Source organism: Dyadobacter luticola (assembly GCF_005860805.1).
Taxonomy (GTDB): Bacteria; Bacteroidota; Bacteroidia; order Cytophagales; family Spirosomataceae; genus Dyadobacter; species Dyadobacter luticola.
This window is the reverse complement of record NZ_VCEJ01000002.1, coordinates 1408297-1424186: the sequence shown is the minus strand read 5'-3', so window position 1 is coordinate 1424186 and position 15890 is coordinate 1408297. Positions and strand designations below refer to the sequence as shown.

At 47.2% G+C, this 15890-nt stretch carries 18 protein-coding genes; 1 reads left to right on the top strand and 17 read right to left on the bottom strand.

The features are described 5' to 3' along the window. Positions 1-36: 36 nt before the first annotated feature. The 5 genes from FEN17_RS06025 to FEN17_RS06005 all read right to left on the bottom strand — a co-directional run bounded on the left by FEN17_RS06025 (position 37) and on the right by FEN17_RS06005 (position 3652). A complete protein-coding gene (locus FEN17_RS06025; RefSeq protein WP_138364377.1) occupies positions 37-459 on the bottom strand; it encodes a secondary thiamine-phosphate synthase enzyme YjbQ in 423 nt (140 codons plus the stop codon). A gap of 14 nt (positions 460-473) precedes the next feature. Next, positions 474-854 carry a VOC family protein gene (locus tag FEN17_RS06020; protein WP_138364376.1) on the bottom strand — a complete coding sequence of 127 codons (381 nt, stop codon included), beginning with the start codon at positions 852-854 and terminating at the stop codon, positions 474-476. A 46-nt stretch (positions 855-900) separates the two neighbouring features. Beyond that, positions 901-2220, bottom strand: a complete 1320-nt coding sequence (locus FEN17_RS06015) for an MFS transporter (protein ID WP_138364375.1) — start codon at positions 2218-2220, stop codon at positions 901-903. A 110-nt stretch (positions 2221-2330) separates the two neighbouring features. After that, positions 2331-2966, bottom strand: a complete 636-nt coding sequence (locus FEN17_RS06010) for a hypothetical protein (RefSeq protein WP_138364374.1) — start codon at positions 2964-2966, stop codon at positions 2331-2333. Between the two features lie 164 nt (positions 2967-3130). Continuing rightward, positions 3131-3652, bottom strand: coding sequence for a DinB family protein (locus tag FEN17_RS06005; RefSeq protein ID WP_138364373.1), 522 nt, complete (start codon positions 3650-3652; stop codon positions 3131-3133). Positions 3653-3796: 144 nt separating this feature from the next. Between FEN17_RS06005 and FEN17_RS06000 the strand changes: the two genes are divergently transcribed. Continuing rightward, on the top strand, positions 3797-4087 hold the full coding sequence (locus FEN17_RS06000) for a hypothetical protein (RefSeq protein WP_138364372.1): 291 nt from the start codon (positions 3797-3799) through the stop codon (positions 4085-4087). A 113-nt stretch (positions 4088-4200) separates the two neighbouring features. Here the strand turns inward: FEN17_RS06000 and FEN17_RS05995 are convergent, their stop codons facing one another. From FEN17_RS05995 to FEN17_RS05940, 12 genes are all read right to left on the bottom strand, one after another. After that, complete coding sequence (locus tag FEN17_RS05995; protein ID WP_138364371.1) at positions 4201-5142, bottom strand: L-histidine N(alpha)-methyltransferase; 942 nt, start codon at positions 5140-5142, stop codon at positions 4201-4203. A gap of 17 nt (positions 5143-5159) precedes the next feature. Next, positions 5160-6317 carry an ergothioneine biosynthesis protein EgtB gene (gene egtB, locus FEN17_RS05990; protein ID WP_138364370.1) on the bottom strand — a complete coding sequence of 386 codons (1158 nt, stop codon included), beginning with the start codon at positions 6315-6317 and terminating at the stop codon, positions 5160-5162. Then, on the bottom strand, positions 6298-7875 hold the full coding sequence (locus FEN17_RS05985; RefSeq protein ID WP_138364369.1) for an ABC transporter permease/substrate-binding protein: 1578 nt from the start codon (positions 7873-7875) through the stop codon (positions 6298-6300). The genes egtB and FEN17_RS05985 overlap by 20 nt, the downstream gene beginning before the upstream one ends. Then, the gene (locus FEN17_RS05980) at positions 7875-8831 is read right to left on the bottom strand and encodes an ABC transporter ATP-binding protein (RefSeq protein ID WP_138364368.1); all 957 of its coding nucleotides are present in this window, start codon (positions 8829-8831) and stop codon (positions 7875-7877) included. Before FEN17_RS05980 ends, FEN17_RS05985 begins: the two co-directional genes overlap by 1 nt. A gap of 1 nt (position 8832) precedes the next feature. Then, entirely contained in the window at positions 8833-10215 is a 1383-nt protein-coding gene (locus tag FEN17_RS05975) for a mercuric reductase (RefSeq protein ID WP_138364367.1), read from the bottom strand. Between the two features lie 75 nt (positions 10216-10290). Next, the gene (locus FEN17_RS05970) at positions 10291-11217 is read right to left on the bottom strand and encodes a bifunctional riboflavin kinase/FAD synthetase (RefSeq protein ID WP_138364366.1); all 927 of its coding nucleotides are present in this window, start codon (positions 11215-11217) and stop codon (positions 10291-10293) included. Next, entirely contained in the window at positions 11214-11915 is a 702-nt protein-coding gene (truB, locus tag FEN17_RS05965; RefSeq protein ID WP_138364365.1) for a tRNA pseudouridine(55) synthase TruB, read from the bottom strand. Before truB ends, FEN17_RS05970 begins: the two co-directional genes overlap by 4 nt. Positions 11916-11946: 31 nt before the next feature. Further along, positions 11947-12723 carry an undecaprenyl-diphosphate phosphatase gene (locus FEN17_RS05960; protein WP_138364364.1) on the bottom strand — a complete coding sequence of 259 codons (777 nt, stop codon included), beginning with the start codon at positions 12721-12723 and terminating at the stop codon, positions 11947-11949. Then, positions 12720-12935 carry a DUF3098 domain-containing protein gene (locus FEN17_RS05955; RefSeq protein ID WP_138364363.1) on the bottom strand — a complete coding sequence of 72 codons (216 nt, stop codon included), beginning with the start codon at positions 12933-12935 and terminating at the stop codon, positions 12720-12722. The genes FEN17_RS05960 and FEN17_RS05955 overlap by 4 nt, the downstream gene beginning before the upstream one ends. Before the next feature lie 28 nt (positions 12936-12963). Next, on the bottom strand, positions 12964-13842 hold the full coding sequence (locus tag FEN17_RS05950) for a cell division protein FtsX (protein ID WP_138364362.1): 879 nt from the start codon (positions 13840-13842) through the stop codon (positions 12964-12966). Positions 13843-13962: 120 nt separating this feature from the next. Then, entirely contained in the window at positions 13963-14556 is a 594-nt protein-coding gene (locus FEN17_RS05945) for a bifunctional nuclease family protein (protein WP_138364361.1), read from the bottom strand. Between the two features lie 339 nt (positions 14557-14895). Beyond that, positions 14896-15870 (bottom strand): electron transfer flavoprotein subunit alpha/FixB family protein, encoded by a 975-nt coding sequence (locus FEN17_RS05940; RefSeq protein ID WP_138364360.1) that lies wholly within the window; start codon positions 15868-15870, stop codon positions 14896-14898. Between the last annotated feature and the right edge of the window lie 20 nt (positions 15871-15890).

Here is a 15890-nt window from a genome sequence, read left to right as displayed (position 1 = left end):
TAAGGGGGGAATTGTGACATTAGGATCAGCGCACGCTCAGATCCCCCAGGCCGTCACAACAAAACTTCTCGGCCCGCCATGGTCGCGGTGCTCGCAGAGATAAATGCCCTGCCAGGTACCCAGCGCGAGGCGGCCGTTTTTAATTGGTATCATTACCGAGCTGCCCAGCAAAGATGCTTTCAAATGTGCCGGCATGTCGTCGGACCCTTCATAATCGTGCTGATAATCAGGATCGTCTTCTTTCACCGTTTTGTTAAAATACATTTCAAAATCCTTCCGGACCGTCGGATCGGCATTTTCATTGATGGTGAGCGAGGCGGAAGTATGCTGGATAAAAACCTGGCACATCCCTGTTTTGATCTCGGAGATTTCGGGCATCACGTGGAGGATTTCACCCGTGATCAGGTGAAATCCCCTCCTTTTTTCGCGTAGCTGAATGCTTTGCTGGAAAATTTTCATTTGGTTAAAAACGCTTATTCCTGAATCACCGAAAGAATGTTACCGGCCGGGTCGGTAAACCATGCGATGACCGGTCCTTCGCCTCTTGAAATATTATCTTCGTCCGTTTTTAGATCCGGTGAATCGTAGCTTTCAAATGTTACCCCTTTCTCCTTCAACTCCTTAACCGTCGTTTCAATGTCATCGACTTTGAAGTTTAATGTCGTGTAGGTTGCGGGTTCGTGATCGGGTTTTGCGTAAATCATTACTTCCTGCCCGCCTGCCAGGTGAAGTCCCAGCACCATACCTTCCATTTCTTCGGTCACATTTAGGCCAAGCGTTTCTCCGTAAAATTGTTTGGCTTCCTGCAAGTCACCTACTGAAAACCCGTTGAATGCTTTTGCGTTTGTTAACATGGTCATTTTGGTTTAGTTGTTGAAAAAAATGCTTGATGATCAATTCTTAAACGGTTGGCGCCATTTCGGACGTCTCCGGTTTTTGATAAATCCTGGATAGTGCTTTGTAGGCAGGAGATTGCATGGCGATCAATGTGACAATCAGGCCCAGTAACCCGGTTACGATAAATAAAAATGCCAGTCCGCGGTCAGAGCCAATGCCAAACCAGGAGCCGATCAGTTTCACTCCGGCGCCGGTTGTCATAAAAGGAATAAAAACGAACTTCGCGATGGGACCGATCATGAATGCGGTGATGGGAGAGGCGGCCTGCTCAATGCTTTGGGCAAAACCAAAAACACGTCCCTGCCTTTCGTGTGGAATTACTTTTTGCAAGATAGTCTGCTCAGTCGCTTCTACGACGGGTATCAGGCAGAGATAGACAAACATTCCGACGGCCAGCAGCACGATCGACGACTGCACCGGAAAGATGATTGTGATCACCCACATCACGATATTGGAAACGAAAAGCGTCTTCATTGGCTGCTTTCCTAAACCTACTTTGGCCACCGCCAGCCCGCCCATGATAAAACCCAGGCTCAGCACGCCCCAGAGTATACCCCACGTTTGCACCGACACCATCGAAAGTCCGTAAGCATCCATGAGCGACATAAATACACCGCCGAGAAAGTTGTTAAAAGTATTGAAGAAAATAAGCCCGAAAAGCCCTGGTACCAGCCTCACTACCTTGATCGTGCCCGGAATGTCGATGCTTTCCAGGTGTGAATCTGTATGGACAATCCCTTTCTCGTGAATGTGAATGGTAGTTAAATGAAGGATTACGAGCACCGTGCAGATCAATGCCAGGATGATCATCCACAGCATACCCATAAAGCCGATCACCAAACCGCTGAAAATTGACGCAACCAAGAAAGAAACGCCATTTGCGGTTCCTACAAGACCATTTGCTTTATCACGGCCCTCTTCTTCAACCAAAATTGTCACGACTGTGGATAGTGCAATGCTGCGGATGTTTCCGGTGATCGCGCCAAACAGCGTGAGGACAATGAAAACCCATAAACTAAGACTGTCATCGTGCTTGAAATTTTCGGCAGGTGTAGTCAGGTAAATCAGCAGCGACAGTCCGTAGAATATCAGGGTAAAAATGCCCGAAAGCATCATGGAGGTTTTTTTCTTGTACCTGTCTACGATAGAACCCAGGAAAAAGCCCGAAACCGCCACGGTAGCAAAGTAGATCCCGGCCATCATTGAAGTAGCGATGACCGATTTTGTTTCAAGATAAACCCAGAAAGTGACAGCGAACCATACAAAAGTGTTGGTCAGCGACGCTGCGAGGGAGTTGATCAGTACGGCGTAAAACGTTTTCATGTTTTCTTTTTTAGCCAATACAAAAATATCGCATACCCCACACGTTTAAGGTGGTAGTATGCGACAATTCAAGGGTGTATATGTGCCAGGAGGCTCGCGCCCGGCCGGAATTACGGCTGCGTGCGTGGCGAAGAGGCAGCGGCAGGGTTAACCTGCGGCGCTGTGGTAGATCTTGGCTGAGTAGCGGTACGTGGCTGGCCACTGGTCTGTGTTTGTGTTGTCGTTGTTGGCTGCGTGGTAATAATTTGCGTTTGCCCCGAAGTAGTTGCAGGCTGCGTGGTAACATTGCCGTTTGCATCAGGCTGGGTCGCTGGATACGTGTTAACAGGCTGAGTTTGCTGTACCGGCTGGCTTTGCTGCTGCAAATCTTCAATGGTAATAACACGCTCAGTTTGTGTGGTTTGGTTAGGCGCATAACGCTCAGGGAATGTCGCCTGGTCCTGGTTGGTATTCACTTTAGGCACCTGGCCAGCCTGGTTCATAATGGCAGACTGCGTAACATTTACAGGGCTTGTCGTACCTGCTGCGGCTGTCCCGGCGGCAGGTTGTGTGCCTGTTGCCGGGGCAATCTGGCCGGTCGGTTTGGGCTGATATTGTGAATATGGCCTGGCTGCTTGCCCGGTGCTGGCACTTGGTACTTGTCCTGCCGGGGCAATCTGGCCGGTCGGTGCAGGACGCCGGATCTGGGCATCGACTTCAAATGCGGAAATCATCAAAACAGCTGCGGCAATCAGAACAGGTTTCATATTGGTGTGACAATTTTAGTTTCAGGCGGTATAACCATACCATATACGAAGGTAGCACTAAAATTATTCCATCAATAAATAGCATTCTGAAAACAGTTTCCCCAGCCGGAATCTGTGCCGAATCGGTACAAATTGCCCGGTTGGGGAATGTTCTTCAAGGCTAATTAATATCTGTCCCAGAATGCCGGCGGCTCAACGCCCAGGGCGCGTAGGTACACAAATCCCTGTGCGCGGTGGTGGATTTCGTTGTCGATGAAATACAGGATGGTATCGATGATGGTATTGTCCCACTGGCCAAATGCGGCTTCCTGCTCGTGGAATCTTTTCGCCGGAATTTGCGGCCATAACAAGTCAATGTATTCGGTTACCAGGTCCCACAATTTCAAAACTTCCTCTTTGGTTGCGGGGGCTGGTGTACTGTGGTTAAGTTCCGGGTCAGAGAAAGTCCAGTCGCCAAACGCAACGCCGCGGATACCCGGCGCCGACAAGCCGATGATCTCCATCGTAAGCTGCGCGAAAGTGCGCATACCACCAATCGAGAAAGCATAGAACTGATCCTCAGGAAATGCTTCAATTGTTTTGCGTGTAAGTTTGCGATGTCCCTGCCAGTGTGCAAGCAATGTTTCGGGCGTGATAATCGGTGCAACTGTTTCCATTTCTTCGGTCTGAATGCTTTTAGTTTCCATGTCGTGATATTGTTTGAGTTTGATAACATCACAAACTAAATACTCCGCAGTGACAGCAGTATGTCAGCAGGTTTTTGGGGTGGTAAAATTTTTTAAACGGCACAATTTTTTACAAAACATCATCAAAACCAAAAAACCAAAATCATGGCTACATCAACAAGCAGTACCAGTAGCACAACCGATCACGAAGAGATCCGTGCCTGGGTTGAGAAAAGAGGAGGAAAGCCCGCGACTGTAAAAGGGACCGGCAAAAAAAGTGACCATACCGGAATTTTAAGAATCGATTTTCCAGGGTACAGCGGCGAAGACTCGCTGGAAGAAATTACCTGGGAAGAGTTCTTCGACAAATTCGACGAAAGCGGGTTGCAATTCCTGTATCAGGAAAAAACCAGCGACGGAAAGGAAAGCCGGTTTAGTAAGTTTGTCTCGAAATAGAGACCGGATTTATTTGCAAGTGTGTAATTAGAAAACGGTTAATAGGTTAAAGTAAATGGGCGTTTAGCTCCTGGTTCTTTAACTTATTAACCCTCTTTATTTTATTCAATCTATTACTTTTCCCAAAGGCTATCCGTAAAATAATGCTTGCAATCCAGAAAGTGCTCCACGACTTTGAAACCATTGTTTTCAGCGGTTTTTTCTATTTCTGACAAGGTATATTTCTTCGAAAGCTCTGTCCAAATGACCTCGTTTCTTTCAAAAGAATAAGTATGGTCGTTTTCTTTGATAAAGACTTTCTGAGGTGCCAGACTGATCAGATAGCTTCTCACTTCACCATTGATCGGGTTATAATGCGAGTAAAAATCAAATTGATTTGTATTGAAATTTCCGCCCAGCTCGCGGTTAATGCGATGTAACAAATTAATGTTGAATGCTTTCGTAATGCCCTTCGGATCGTCGTAAGCGCAGCGGATCGTAGCCGGATTTTTTTGCAAATCAAAGCCAGTCAGCAGCTTATCGCCGGGTTTCATGTTTTTTCCAAATCCGCTCAGCAAAGCATTTACCTCATTGATCTCGTAGTTTCCAATGTTCCCGCCCAGGAATAAAAACAGGCAGGGTACCGTCGAACCGGCCAGTTCTTCCATCATGGAAAAATAATTCCCGACCATCGGTTCAAACTTCAAACCCGGCAAATGTTCACGCATCCCGATTTCCAGCTCTTCAAGGGCTTTGCTTGAAATGTCGATGGGAACGTACGAGAAATCTGCGCCTTGCTCAGTCAGCTTTTTGAGAAGCTGCCGCGTTTTGATCCCGTCACCAGCGCCAAACTCTACAATGTTGAAAGCTCCCTGAAAATCAAGCTTTTGAATGATCTGCTCACCTTGCAAAGAAAGGATCTCAAATTCGCAGGGTGTGGGATAATATTCCGGCATTTTCATAATATCCTGAAAAATGCCGCTGCCGATATCGTCGTAAAAATATTTGGAGGAAATGTGTTTCAGAGGGGCGGTGAGGCCTTTATGAATGTCTGCGGCGAATGTAGTGTCTGACATAAATCAATAAAAATCAATTACTTAACCAGCCTGATACCTGTATACTGCCAGCGCTCCTGCGCATGGAAAAAGTTGCGGTACGTTTTTCGGCTGTGTTCCGGCGAGGTACCCACCGACGCGCCGCGCAGCACCATCTGGTTGATCATAAATTTGCCATTGTATTCGCCCACGGCACCTGGCGCTTTCGTAAATCCAGGGTAGGGCAGGTAGGCACTGTTGGTCCACTCCCAGCGTTTACCCCAGTCGAGGTTCACGGCCGCCACTTCCCACTCAAATTCGGTCGGAATCCGCATCCCTTTCCACTGGGCAAAAGCCGAAGCTTCAAAAAAACTGATGTGGCTCAGAATCGCATTGGGGTTCACCTTCTGCAAACCGGCGAGTGTATAATAATGCCATTCTCCACCGATCTTGTGCCAGTACATGGGCGAGTTAACACGGTTTGAATTCACCCAAGACCAGCCTTCATCCAGCCAGAGATTGAAATCTTCATAGCCGCCGCTTTCCATAAATTCCAGGAATTCGCCATTGGTAACTAACGATTTAGTGATCTCAAATTCGTGGAGATACACCTTATGTCGTCCCAGCTCATTATCAAAACAAAACCCATCCCCTAAGTGCCCGATGTCATAAACACCTTCCTGGATTTTTACAAAACCCGTTTCGGTATTCGCAGAATCGATGAGGTTATGACCGGCTTTGTAGACCGGAAAAAGTGGGTTATGGCCGAGAATATACTTAATGTCGGTCACCATCAATTCCTGGTGCTGCTGCTCGTGGTGTAAGCCCAGTTCCACCAGTTTCAGGGCATTTTCGTCCGATAGTGTTTCCAGCAACTCATCCATGCAGCGATCCACATGTTGCCGGTAAGCGTACACAGCTTTGGTCGTCGGCCGTGTAACATTTCCCCTGTCGGTACGCAGGGTTCGCTCGCCCACATTGTTGTAGTAACTGTTGAACAAATAGTTAAAATCAGGATCGTAAACCTGGTAGCCGGGGAGGAAATTTTTGAGGATAAATGTTTCAAAAAACCAGGTTGAATGTGCCAGGTGCCACTTTGGGGGACTTACAAAATCGATTGGCTGCGGAACGTAATCTTCGGTTTCAAGAGGCTCGCAAATATGTTCGGTATATTTTCTAACATTGTTATAAGCTTCCCTAATGCTGGTGGTTCTCATTAGATGAATGAATTTTTAGGTCGGATATGGTTTTAATGTTCAAGGATTGTGCCTGCTCCTGACGCATCATCAGCGCGTAAGCATTATTAAAGCCGATCGGTTTCAGCCACTGCAACTGGTACTGGTTTAAAAATTCTTTTTTAACAAATTCAAAAACCTTTTCACGATCGCCGCCCAGGTTTTTCAAGTCCTTTTTCGATGGTTTCAAAATCACCAGCAGGCCGGTTCCGGTATATTCCGGGTACAGGTCGATTTCGTTATTCGTCAGTGCGTCGAAACAAATTTTCGTCCCGCCCAAACCAGTCCGGCTCAGAGTCTTCAACTGTGTATTCCCCTCGATCAGTTCCTTGTACATTTGAATAAGTATGTATTGTTCCGCAAAAATCTTGGAACCCAGCCGGATCGTGCCCTTATTTCCATTCGAAGGTTTTTTATAGAGCCCCGCGGACACCAGGAAATCGTGCGCTACTTTCTCGGGATTTTGTTTTAAATAATCGACCCGATAATTCAAATCCGTCATGATCGAGTCATTAATCTTGCCCGTCAGAAGTTCCAATGCAGGTTGCAGCTCGGGATATTTTACCAAAACATCCTTGCGGACCAGCGGCGAGGCGTAGTAGGGCGGGAAAATGTGTTTGTCATCTTCCAATGTTAGGAGTTTGAATGCTTTCAGCCGGCCGTCGGTACTATACCCGCTGATCACGTCCAGCTTTTTTTCAAATGCGGCTTTGTACATCACCGCATCGCTGATCACCACCGTCGGCATGTCCAGCTTATATTCCGATTTTAGGCCAAGATACCCGTCTTCACGTCCCATAAATTCGGGCGTGAAGCCGGCCAGCATTTGGTTTTGTGTTTTTGGAATAATGTAAAATGAAGACAAAAGCAGAAGAAGCACGGGCAATGCTATCGAAACTTTCCGCATGCGTTTCAAATTGATTTTCTGAATTCGGAAAAGTAAAAAATCAAAAAAGATCGCCAGCAGCGCCGCCGGAATTGCGCCTGCCAGTATCATATTGGTGTTGTTCAGCGCGATGCCGCCAAAGATAAATTCACCCAAACCGCCGGCCGCAATGTATGCCGCCAGGGTAGCTACGCCGACATTGATCACCGTAGCCGTACGGATGCCCGCCAGGATCACCGGCATCGCCAGCGGCAACTCCACGCGAAATAAAACCTGCCAGGGATTCATTCCCATAGCCCGAGCCGACTCGGTAATCGCCGCGTCAACACCCGAAATGCCGGTGTAAGTATTGCGTATAATCGGCAGCAGCGCATACATAAAAAGCGCTGTAATCGCAGGCAGCGGCCCGATTCCCAGCAGCGGTATCATAAAACCGAGCAATGCAATGCTGGGAATCGTCTGCAAAATCCCCGCAAAACCCAGCACAAACCAGGCCGCTTTTTTTCGTTGGGCGATCCAGATCCCCAGCGGAAGTCCGATCACCACCGCAATCAGCAGCGAAATGCAGGTCAGCCCAATGTGCGCGACCGTCTGGCTCCACAGCTTATCCGACTGCTGCGCCATGAAATCCCACAAGCTCTGGCTCGGTTCCATCAAATGTTGGCTTTAAATTGGTTGAAGGCATTTTGAATGTCCTGCTGAGAAATGCTCCTGCGCTCGCCGGTTGGAGAATCAATGATTGATAATGCTTTGTCAGCGAAGCCAGAAAGCTGCTCCATGCCTTCCCAAAGACTTGTTTTGCTATCCAGTTTTTGATCAGATACCTCCTGATGTTGCGGCAACCACTGCCAGACATCGCTGAATTTCAATGCAGTCAATTCCAGATATAACCGCTGATTTTCGAAAAATGAGCTGACAAAATCATTGGCCGGTCGAAAAAGCAAATCCTTCGCACTGCCCGACTGTACGATTTTTCCTTTATCCATCAAACAAATCTGATCACCCATTTCAAATGCTTCCTGCACGTCGTGGGTCACCAGCATAATCGTTTTTTGTTGCAGCTCCGGCAGGTTCGCAAATTCCTTACGTATACCTGCCCGGGTAACCGGGTCCAGCGCGCCGAAAGGTTCGTCCATCAGCAGAACGGGCGGGTCCGAAATCAGTGCCCTGGCCACTGTGACACGCTGTTTCTGTCCGCCGCTCAGCTCGTCCGGGTACTTATCGCCAAAAGTTTCGACAGGCAGTTTTAGCTGTTGAAGCAACACTTTCGTACGTTCCAGTATTTTATTTTTATCCCAGCCCAGCAGCTTTGGTACCACCGCAATGTTCTCGGCGACTGTGAAATGTGGGAAGAGACCATTGTTCTGAGAAACGTATCCGATTGTACGTCTGAGCTTTTCGGGTTGCTGCTCAAAAATATTTTGTCCGTTGATAGAAATGCTGCCTGCCGAAGCCTCGATCAGCCGGTTCACCATTTTTAATGTCGTGGTTTTCCCGCAGCCGCTCGTGCCCAGCAAAACCAGCGTTTCACCTTCTTTTACCTCAAAAGAAATGTCGTCGACCGCCCTGATACCATTAAAATGTTTGCTGATTTGCTCGGCTACGATCATCTTATTTTTCCAGCTTCATAAAAAGGTTGTTCAGCGATTCGGCATAAGTCGGGTGGGCAAATGTTCCGTTCAGCAATTCTTCATAAGAAAGGCCGCCCATCATGGCCACCTGCAAAATCGTCACGACCTCGCCGCCCTGCTCCGCCAGCACCGCCGCACCCAGGATTTTGCCGGTTTTTGCATCGACGATCGCTTTCATCATACCCCGCTCATCCCCGGTTTCGATGGCCCGCGCTACACTTTCATTTTTCATGGAAGCCACTTTATAGTCCAGCCCTTTTTTCTTCGCTTCCTGCTCTGTAATGCCGATCCTTCCAAGTTGCGGGTCGATAAACATGCAGTAAGGCACCATCCGGTCCTTAATCGACGCCTCTTTTTTGTCAATTACATTGGTGGTAATGATCCGGTAATCGTCGTAGGAAATGTGCGTAAAAGCCGGACCGCCTTTCACATCGCCCAGTGCAAAAATGCCGCTCGCGGTGGTTTCCAGCTTATCATTTACTTTAATATAACCTTTTTCGTCCACTTCAATTCCTGCAATTTTTGGATTCAGCGCTTCCGATTGCGGTTTTCTTCCCGCGGCCACCAGTACATGCGAGCATTCAACCGTACTTTTTGCACCCTCATTTTCTATGGTGGCTACAATGTTATTTCCCTGTTTTTCAAAAGCAACAACTTTGGCCTGCGTCCTGATTTCCATATTTTCCAATTCCAGAACCTTCGTAATCTCGGCCGCAATATCTTCGTCTTCATGTTTTAAAATGCGCTCCGAAGGTTCTATAATCGTCACCTTGCTGCCAAACCGGCTGAACATTTGCCCGAATTCCAAACCAATGTAGCCGCTGCCGAGTACCAGTAAATGTTCCGGAATCTCGGCCAGCTCCATGATGGTTGTGCTAGTCAGATAATCGATGCTGTCGATTCCATTAATCTTAGGAATCATCGGTTTTTCGCCGGTATTGATAAAGATTTGGTCGGCGGTCAATGTTGAACTGCCGCCATCTTTTAATGTTACGGTGATTTCTTTTTCGCCGGAAAATGTTGCTTCACCTTCAATCCATTCCAGGTTTTCGGTTTCGGAAACGCCTTTTTCCAGGTTGGAGCGCATGGTTTGGACAATCTTATTTTTTCGCGCGATGATTTTCTCAAAATCAATTTTAGCACTGCCGGAATCCACGCCCAGGCTTTTATTATGCTCGACTGACCACGCTGCTTTTGCGGAGGCGATCATGGTTTTGGTAGGGGAGCAGCCGTCGTTGACGCATGTGCCGCCAAGCCATCTTTTTTCGATTAATGCTGTTTTCAGGCCTGCGCCCGCTAATTTTTTTGCCAGCGGCGTCCCCGCCTGACCGGCTCCTATTACAATTGCGTCGTAGTGTTTCATGAATTTGAGTTTGGACTGAAAACAATAAAAGCGTGCCGGTTAAGACACGCTTTGAAGCTTTTTAGCGGAATTTTCCTAAGAGAAATAAGACAGGCTGTGCTGCTTATCTACCTGAATTTGTTTGACCAAATTATCCAGTCCATCAAATTTTTGCTCTGGTCGCAGGTAGTGAAGCAACTCTAGCTCAATGTCTTCACCGTAAATTTCCTGGTCGAAATCAAACAAATGTGCTTCGATGGTCCGCATCGTTCCGTCCACGGTTGGGCGGACGCCAATGTTCAGCATTCCTTGGTAGCGGTTACCATTATGCAGCGCGTAAATGATGTAAACACCATTCATCGGGACGAGTTTGTAAGATTCATGCAAATGCACATTCGCAGTCGGGAAGCCGATCGTGCGCCCCAGCTGCTTGCCTTTCACAACCGTTCCGGACAAGTTATAAGGCCGGCCCAGCAAATCATTTGCCTCCTGAATGTGCCCGGTTACCAGTGACTTACGGATCCTGGACGAGCTGATCGCCATGTCTTCAATGTCGGCGCGGGGAATTTCCTCTACTTCAAAACCGTACTCCGAGCAGTTTTTTTGCAAAAATTCAAAGCTGCCTTCCCGGTTTCGCCCAAACCGGTGATCATAACCGATCACCAGTTTTTTGGTGCCGATCTTGTCGATCAGGATCTGCTGGATAAATTCTTCCGAAGTTAATTCGGAAAATGCGCGGGTAAATGGTACGATCGCCAAATGTTGAATGCCGAGTTTGGCAAAAAGCGCGATCTTCTCTTCAACTGTGGAAAGCAGCTGCAAAGCCTGGCTGTCTTCCGAAACCACCGTGCGTGGATGCGGCCAAAAGGTGAGCACCACCGACTCGCCGCCCGATTGCTGGCTGATCTCCGTCAGCCGGGAAAGTATTTTTTGATGTCCCAGATGCACACCGTCAAAAGTGCCACTGGTTACGACGCCGTTTTCCAATTTTTGAAAGGAATCCAGGCTATGGTATATATTCATTCGTCGACTTCTAACTGCAATGCTACGCGTTTCTGATGAATGAAATCGGTGAGATTCCACGCATTTTTGAGTTCGAAAGCGCCGATGCGGGTCCTGCAAAGTACGCTCAGATAAGCGCCGCTGCCCACAAGCTCGCCGAAATCCCGAACCATACTGCGAATATAAGTACCTTTTGAGCAAATGATCCTAAAATCGATGGAGGGAAAGTGCGTTGTGTCAATTTCAAAAAGCGAAACTTCCACATTCCTTTTTTTAATTTCAGCCACTTCGCCACGCCGCGCTTTTTTGTAAAGGCGCTCACCGTCAACACGTACCGCAGAATAAATCGGCGGTACCTGCTCGATCGGCCCGGTCAGTTTTAGGCGCGCATTTTCAAGCACTTCCTGGGTAATGTGTTCGGTAGGGTAACCGGCATCGAATTCGGTTTCCAGGTCCACCGAAGGTGTGGTTTTTCCCAAAACAAAAGTGCCGGTGTACTCTTTTTCCTGCGCCTGGTAAGTGTCGATCTGCTTCGTTTTCTTGCCGGTGCAAAGGATCAGCAAGCCGGTAGCCAGTGGGTCAAGAGTACCGGCATGCCCGATTTTCTTAAACTTGCAGGCTCTTTTCAGCTTGTTGGCAACGTCAAAAGAAGTCCAGGTCAAAGGCTTGTCAATTAAAATGACCTCGCCTTCGTCTGGTATGTTGGTGTCGTGGTTCAAATTTGAATGTAGTAAAAAGGCTGTTGGAACATTAAACAATGTCCAGCTTGTAGCCTGATGCAAGCAAACCGAGCAGGATCAGCCCGAGGATAATGCGGTAGTAACCAAAAACTTTGAAACCGTATTTGGTCAAAAAGCTGATAAAGAATTTGATAGCCGCCATCGCCACCACAAAAGCGATCAGGTTTCCGATCAGCAATGTTTGAATGTCTTCCGGTTTAATGGTGTCGTACGTTTTCAGCAGCTTGTAACCACCCGCAGCGGCCATGGTTGGTACCGCCAAAAAGAAAGAAAATTCGGCAGCTTGTTTTCTGGACAATCCCTGTAACATTCCCCCGATAATGGTGGAAGCGGATCTTGAAACACCCGGAATCATGGCGATACATTGAAAAAAGCCGATTTTTAAAGCCGTCCAGTAAGTAATCTCGCGCTCGGTAGGATCGTTTGTTATCTTATCAATAAAAACAAGAATGATACCGCCGACAAGCAGTGAAACCGCTACAACAACCACGTTTTCCAGTAAAGCATCTATAAAATCATTGAGTAAAAAACCAATGACTGCCGCAGGAAGAAATGCGACGAAAAGCTTGAAATAAAAGTCGGTAGATTGGAAAAAACGCTTCCAGTATAGCACCAGCACGGAAAGTATCGCCCCAAACTGAATGTTGACGGTAAACATTTTGGTAAATTCCAGATGACTGATCCCCATGAACGAGGATGCGATAATCATGTGGCCGGTAGAAGAAATGGGCAAAAATTCGGTAATCCCTTCAACAATCGCTAAAATAATCGCCTGCCAGATACTCATGATTTAGCGGGTTTACGTAGGATCGCCCAAAACTCGATGATAAAACCCAGGACTGTGATTAAAGGACCTAATGTCAGCCCCAGGAATCCAAAACCGAATTCGGTGCTGTCGAAGGTCATGATCAAAAATCCGCCGAGGATCACGGCAATCCCGATCAGCATCATGGTATAGTTGGAAGATGCGAAGGGAAGTTCTTCTTTTTTGCTGCTCATAGCTTTGTAAATCTGATATACTGAAAGATTAATAAAGGTCGTCGAGGGACATTCTCAAATAGCGGGCAAGCGATTGGTAAGTGCTTGAAATTCCGATCAGTAAACCCAGCGTAAGTACCGAGGCGATCAGAATGACAATTTTATCGTACTCCTGCAAAAGCGCCAGTCCTTCCACATTCCGGACGGCAAGTTGCTGCAAGCCAATGAGTAACAAACCCGCCAGCACGCCGCCAACCAATCCCTGGATTGCGCCGCGCATTACATACGGACGCTGGATAAAACCATTGGTAGCGCCCACAAGCTGCATACTTCTGATGAGGAAACGCTGGGAATAAATGGCGAGCTTGATGGTATTGTTAACCAGTAACACTATGATAATCAGCATGACCAGCGCAAAACTGGCGAGCACAATGTAAATCTTGGTCACGTTTCTGTTAATGTTATCCGCCAGGTCTTCCTGATAAACCACCTCGTAAACGCCTTTGATCTGCTCAATGTCTTTCTTGATCTGCGCTAGTTTGGCTTCTTCAAAATAATCTTCCCCAATTTTCACACGATAGCTATCGCGGAGTGGATTTTCACCCAGGAAATTGACGAAATCTTCCTTCGTACCTTCAATAAATTCTTTGGCAGCTTCTTCTTTGGAGACAAAAGTGATGGGTTTCACTTCCGTGGAGCTCAGCACGAAAGGCTTTGCTTTAATGATATTGAGGATGGAATCCTGGCCGGCGCGCGTGCCTTCTTTATCTAAAAATACTCTTACCTCAATGTTCTGGCGAATAATGGAAACCAGCTTTTTGGATTGGATTACAAGCAATCCGCAAAAACCGATCAAGAACAGGGCGGCCGTCAGGCTCATCACGATCATTGCGTTGGGATAACTTCCAATCTTCTTTTTTTTAGCCATAAGAGCTTAAAATTTCGCTGATGTTTCGGGGAATGAAGTGAGGCAAAAATAAGGATTAATATTTCAAAAAGGCCTTTTCGGGCTAATCCTTAACTATTTTTAACTTAATGCAATGTCAGATTAGTTTCTTCTGCCCATTTCGTCGCGGATCTTGGCGGCTTTTTCGTAATCCTCTTTTGAAAGCGCGTCATCCAGCATTTTTTGCAATTCGTCAAAAGGCAGGTCGCGGAGCTGGTCTTTCGAGCCGGATGGCTTAACCGTCTCACGCACAGTCTCATCATCCTCGTCTTCATCTTCCGACAAAGAACTTGAAATAATACCTGCTTCTGATAAAATGGCTTCGTAAGTATAGATAGGGATGGCAAAACGCAGGCCGATGGCGATGGCGTCGGAAGGCCGGGCGTCAATTTCTACTTCTCTCAAACCGTCGGTGCAAACGATCTTGGCGTAGAAAATGCCTTCTTTCAAGTCAGAAATGACGATTTCCTTTAATGTATAATTCATCCCGTCGGCAAAAGACTTGAACAAGTCGTGGGTCATGGGCCTGTTGGGGACAATGTTCTCGATCTGGACGGCGATCGCCTGCGCTTCAAACACACCGATAATGATCGGCAAGCGGCGATTGCCCAACTCTTCTCCCAATACCAATGCAAAAGAACCGGCCTGTGATTGGCTGGGTGAAAGTCCCAGGATTTCTAACTTTATTTTTTTCACGTTATACTAAATGCGCAAGTACGATGAACAGCTGTGGTGAAATTCTTTCTTAAAGAAACTGATTTTCGGAAGGAATATTTTTTGTTAATTCTGGTTGATTTTCAAGGCATTAACAAGCTAGTTTATCAAACCGTTCCGGGTTTCTGTAACCCGGCTTCCCAATTGAAGTTGCAAAAATAAATAACCCGTACTGCATAAAAAAATGCTGTACGGGTTAAGAATCACGCCAGATTTGGCGCACTCCCGATAATTCGGGTTAAACAATTGATTTTAAGGCGATTTTTGCGGTGATACAGTTTATTAAATAATCTGCGCCGCTTAAAATCAGCTTTAATAATATTATTTCAGGCTTTTTGCTGCCTCGGTGAGTTTTGGAAGAATTTCAAAAACATCGCCCACAATACCATAGTCCGCTGCTTTGAAAAACGGCGCTTCCGGATCTTTATTGATTACCACAATGCATTTGGAACCATTCACGCCCGCCAAATGCTGGATCGCCCCCGAGATGCCGCAGGCAATGTATAAGTTTGGTGCGACTTTGATCCCGGTTTGTCCGATGTGCTCATGATGCGGCCGCCAGTCGAGATCGGAAACGGGTTTGGAACAACCGGTCGCGGCGCCCAAAGCTTTGGCCAGATCCAGCAGCGGCTGCCAATGTTCCGGTCCCTTCATACCACGACCTCCGGAAACGATGATCTGGGCTTCGGTCAATGATAGCTCGGAGCTGGCTTTTTCCACTTCCACCACTTCGGCTTTAAAATCTGCGTCGTCTAATGTCGGATTAAATACTTCAATCGTCGCTTGCAGGGTAGGCAGTGCCGACTCGTCGATTTCAATTACATTTTTTTTGACAACAAGGATTTTAATATCCGAGCTGATTTCAGTGACGGCAAATGCTTTTCCAGTGAAAATGCTGCGGGTTACTTTAAATGTAACACCAATCTCAGGAAGAGAAGTCACGCCCGAAACAATCCCGGCTTTCAATTTTGCAGCCAACCGCGCCGCTATCGCATCGCCCAACCCGGATTTGGAAAGAATGATCACCTTACTGCCTTCTTGCTGCGTAGCCTGCGCCAACACATCGGCATACGCCAGACTGTTTTCATGCGACAGTTTTTCATCAGAAGCGTGCAGCACTTTCGCTGCGCCATATTGTCCGGCCTTTTGGAGCTCGCCCTCTTCCGCTTTTCCGATCGCGATCACCGTAGCAGCGCCGCCTGTTTGCTCAGCGACTTTTGCGCCGTAAGCAATCGTTTCCAGTGAAGTTTTTTTGATGGAACCGTTATCCAGTTCAATATATATCAGGACTGACATTTTGCTAAGTTCTAGGTTTG

What these genes read in the sequence shown, in the direction of transcription:
- FEN17_RS06025 (WP_138364377.1), bottom strand. Translation starts at nt 459, where the DNA reads ATGAAAATTTTCCAGCAAAGCATTCAGCTACGCGAAAAAAGGAGGGGA.
- FEN17_RS06020 (WP_138364376.1), bottom strand. Translation starts at nt 854, where the DNA reads ATGTTAACAAACGCAAAAGCATTCAACGGGTTTTCAGTAGGTGACTTG.
- FEN17_RS06015 (WP_138364375.1), bottom strand. Translation starts at nt 2,220, where the DNA reads ATGAAAACGTTTTACGCCGTACTGATCAACTCCCTCGCAGCGTCGCTG.
- FEN17_RS06010 (WP_138364374.1), bottom strand. Translation starts at nt 2,966, where the DNA reads ATGAAACCTGTTCTGATTGCCGCAGCTGTTTTGATGATTTCCGCATTT.
- FEN17_RS06005 (WP_138364373.1), bottom strand. Translation starts at nt 3,652, where the DNA reads ATGGAAACTAAAAGCATTCAGACCGAAGAAATGGAAACAGTTGCACCG.
- FEN17_RS06000 (WP_138364372.1), top strand. Translation starts at nt 3,797, where the DNA reads ATGGCTACATCAACAAGCAGTACCAGTAGCACAACCGATCACGAAGAG.
- FEN17_RS05995 (WP_138364371.1), bottom strand. Translation starts at nt 5,142, where the DNA reads ATGTCAGACACTACATTCGCCGCAGACATTCATAAAGGCCTCACCGCC.
- egtB (WP_138364370.1), bottom strand. Translation starts at nt 6,317, where the DNA reads ATGAGAACCACCAGCATTAGGGAAGCTTATAACAATGTTAGAAAATAT.
- FEN17_RS05985 (WP_138364369.1), bottom strand. Translation starts at nt 7,875, where the DNA reads ATGGAACCGAGCCAGAGCTTGTGGGATTTCATGGCGCAGCAGTCGGAT.
- FEN17_RS05980 (WP_138364368.1), bottom strand. Translation starts at nt 8,831, where the DNA reads ATGATCGTAGCCGAGCAAATCAGCAAACATTTTAATGGTATCAGGGCG.
- FEN17_RS05975 (WP_138364367.1), bottom strand. Translation starts at nt 10,215, where the DNA reads ATGAAACACTACGACGCAATTGTAATAGGAGCCGGTCAGGCGGGGACG.
- FEN17_RS05970 (WP_138364366.1), bottom strand. Translation starts at nt 11,217, where the DNA reads ATGAATATATACCATAGCCTGGATTCCTTTCAAAAATTGGAAAACGGC.
- FEN17_RS05960 (WP_138364364.1), bottom strand. Translation starts at nt 12,723, where the DNA reads ATGAGTATCTGGCAGGCGATTATTTTAGCGATTGTTGAAGGGATTACC.
- FEN17_RS05955 (WP_138364363.1), bottom strand. Translation starts at nt 12,935, where the DNA reads ATGAGCAGCAAAAAAGAAGAACTTCCCTTCGCATCTTCCAACTATACC.
- FEN17_RS05950 (WP_138364362.1), bottom strand. Translation starts at nt 13,842, where the DNA reads ATGGCTAAAAAAAAGAAGATTGGAAGTTATCCCAACGCAATGATCGTG.
- FEN17_RS05940 (WP_138364360.1), bottom strand. Translation starts at nt 15,870, where the DNA reads ATGTCAGTCCTGATATATATTGAACTGGATAACGGTTCCATCAAAAAA.